Source organism: Streptomyces sp. NPDC093109 (assembly GCF_040701725.1).
Lineage (GTDB): Bacteria > Actinomycetota > Actinomycetes > Streptomycetales > Streptomycetaceae > Streptomyces.
The window spans coordinates 1-3,091 of the sequence record NZ_JBFBEZ010000105.1 but is presented as its reverse complement, the minus strand read 5'-3'; the positions used below and the strand labels follow the sequence as shown (position 1 = coordinate 3,091).

At 68.2% G+C, this 3,091-nt stretch carries 1 protein-coding gene; it reads right to left on the bottom strand.

The features are described from left to right. Window positions 1-3,037: amino acid adenylation domain-containing protein (locus tag AB0389_RS37705; RefSeq protein WP_366400107.1), on the bottom strand; the 3,037-nt coding region annotated here is incomplete at its 3' end. Window positions 3,038-3,091: the final 54 nt, after the last annotated feature.

The following is a 3,091-nucleotide window of genomic DNA, read 5'->3' as shown; positions in this document are numbered from 1 at the left end:
ACCGAATACGGCTCACCAACCGGGTCGCCAGCAGCGAATGACCACCCAGCTCAAAGAAGTTGTCCTCCACACCGACCCTGGACACACCCAGAACCGCCGCGAACACAGTGCACAGGATCTCCTCCTGTACCGTCGACGCCCCCCGCCCGCTCTCGACCGCCCGGTAGTCCGGAGCAGGCAGCGCCTTACGGTCCAGCTTGCCGTTCACCGTCAGCGGCAGCGCATCCAGCACCACCAGCGCGGACGGCACCATGTACTCCGGCAACACGCCCTGCAAATACCTGCGTACCACGGCGATGTCCACACTCTCCGGACTGCCCGCCGGGACGAGGTAGCCGACCAGACGCTTGTCCCCGGGACGGTCCTCACGCACCACCACCGCAGACTGGGCCACATTCGGCAGGCCAGTCAGTACGGCCTCGACCTCACCCAGCTCGATACGGAAACCCCGGACCTTCACCTGGTCATCCGTACGCCCCAGATACTCCAACTGCCCATCGGCACCCCACCGGGCCAGGTCACCCGTGCGGTACATCCGCTCACCCACGGCAAACGGACTGGCCACAAACCGCTGCGCGGTCAACCCCGGCCGCTCGAAATAACCACGCGCCAACTGCACACCCGCCAAATACAGCTCACCCGCGACCCCGGGCGGCACCGGACACAACGCCGCATCCAGCACATAGACCCGGGTGTTCCACACCGGGCGCCCGACGGGGACGCCACCCGGCGTATCCGGGTCCCCGGGACGGACGACGAACGTGACACACCCGACGGCCGCCTCGGTCGGACCGTACTCATTCGTGATCAGGACATCGTGGTGCGCGGACCGCCACCGTGTGAGCTGCTCGCCCGCGAGGCTCTCGCCGCCGACGACGAGGTCTCCCTGTCCGAAGGATCCGGCGGGCCCTTCGGACAGCAGCCCCAGGTGACTTGGCGTCACCTTCAGGAAGGTGGGCGCCAGTTCGGCGGAGAGTCCGTGCCGGATGTCCGCGATGTGCAGGGCACCGCCCGAGATCAGCGTGCCGTACAACGGGGTTACGGTCAGGTCGAACGCGGCCGACGAGTGCAGCACGGTCCGACCGCTCAGCCCTGGGTACGCGCCGCGTGCCCAGGTGAGGTAGTGCGAGACTGCCGCGTGGCTCACCACGACGCCCTTGGGGCGTCCCGTGGAGCCGGAGGTGTAGATCACGTAGACGGGGTGGGCGGGCAGGAGCGTCGCTCCTCGCTCGTGGTCCGTGAGGTTCTCCTCGACCATGGTGGACAGGGCCGCCATGGTGTCCGGGGCATCCGTCACGACGCATCTCACACCGTCATCCACCGTGCCTGTCACGGCCTGGTCTGTCACCAGCAGGGTGGCCCGGGCGTCGTTGAGTGTGTAGGTGATGCGGTCGGCGGGGTATTCCGGGTCGATCGGAACGTACGCGGCTCCGGTCTTGACCACGGCCAGGAGGGCCACGACGAGGTCGGTGGAGCGGTCCATCATCACCGCCACACGTCCTTCCGGCCGGGCTCCTCCGCCCACGAGGAGGCGGGCCAGCCGGTTGGCCCGCGCGTTCAGCTCCGCGTAGGTCACCTCGGTGCTGTCGAAGACCACCGCGGTGGCGTCGGGGGTGCGGGTGACCTGGGCTTCGAACAGGTCGGCCAGCGTGGCCGGCGGAACCTCGTGGCTGGTGTCGTTCCACCCGGACAGGATCCGCTCCCGTTCCGCGGCGCCCAGGACATCGACTCGGCTGACCGGCACCGACGGTTCCGCGGTCACTGTCTCCAGGACCATGCGGAAGCGCCGTGCGATCGCTTCGGCGCTCGCGGCGTCGAACAGGTCGGTGGCGTAGGTGATCAGTCCGGTCAGGCCCGCCGGGGTGCCGTCATCGGTGATCTGTTCGGCGATCTGGAAGTCCAGGTCGAACTTGGCGGGAAGGGCTGCCAGAGGCAGCACGTCGATGTCCAGCCCTGGGAGGTCGAGACGTGCTTCGGCGGTGTTCTGCAGAGTGAGCATGACCTGGAAGAGCGGGTGGCGGGCCATCGACCGGGCCGGGGCCAGATCCTCCACCAGCCGCTCGAACGGCACATCCTGGTGTGTGTAGGCGCCGAGATCCGCTTCCCTTGTTCTGGCCAGCAGTTGTTCGAAGGTCGGATCGCCGGACAGGTCCGAGCGCAGGACGAGGGTGTTGACGAACAGTCCCACCAGATCGTCCAGCGCCTCGTCGGTACGGCCGGCGATCGGGGTGCCGACCGGAATGTCGTCTCCGGCCCCCAGCCGGTGCAGCAGGACCGCCAAGGCCGCCTGTACCACCATGAACACCGTCACGCCCTGCACACAGGCCAGTTCCACCAACTCCTGGTGCAGCCGCGCGTCCATGGCCAGTTCGACACTGCCACCCCGATGGGAGACGACCGGGGGCCGCGACCGGTCGAACGGCAGCGCCAGCTCCTCCGGCAGACCGGCCAACGCTTGACGCCAGTAAGCCAGTTGCCCGGCCAGAAGGCTGTCGGGGTCGGTCTCCTCACCCAGCAGCTCACGCTGCCACAGACTGTAGTCGGCATACTGCACCGGCAACGGTGACCGCTCCAGGGCCCGGCCGGTGGACCGGGCCGTGTACGCGGCCGACAGATCCCGCGTCAACGGAGCCAGGGACCACCCGTCACCCGCGATGTGATGCACCACGATCATCAGGACATGACTGTCAGGACCGGCTTCGAACAGCCAGGCCCGCAGCGGAACTTCCTCGGCCAAGTCGAAGTGGTGACCCGCGATCCCGGACAGTGCGGCCTCCAGGTCAGCCGCCCGCTCGACCACGAAGGGGACCGGAATGTCCACCACCGACAGGATCCGCTGGCACGGCTGCCCCTCCACCGTCGAGAACACGGTCCGCAGCACCTCGTGCCGGCCGATCACATCGCGCAGGGCACCCTTCAGCGCATCGATGTCCAGCGCCCCGGTCAGTCGCAGGGCGAGAGGCATGTTGTAAGTCGCAGACGGGCCTTCCAACTCGCCCAGAAACCACAACCGCTGCTGCGCGAACGACAACGGCACCGGCGCCGACTCCGCCCGCTCCACCCCTACCAGCGGCTGCCGCCTCCCACCGGA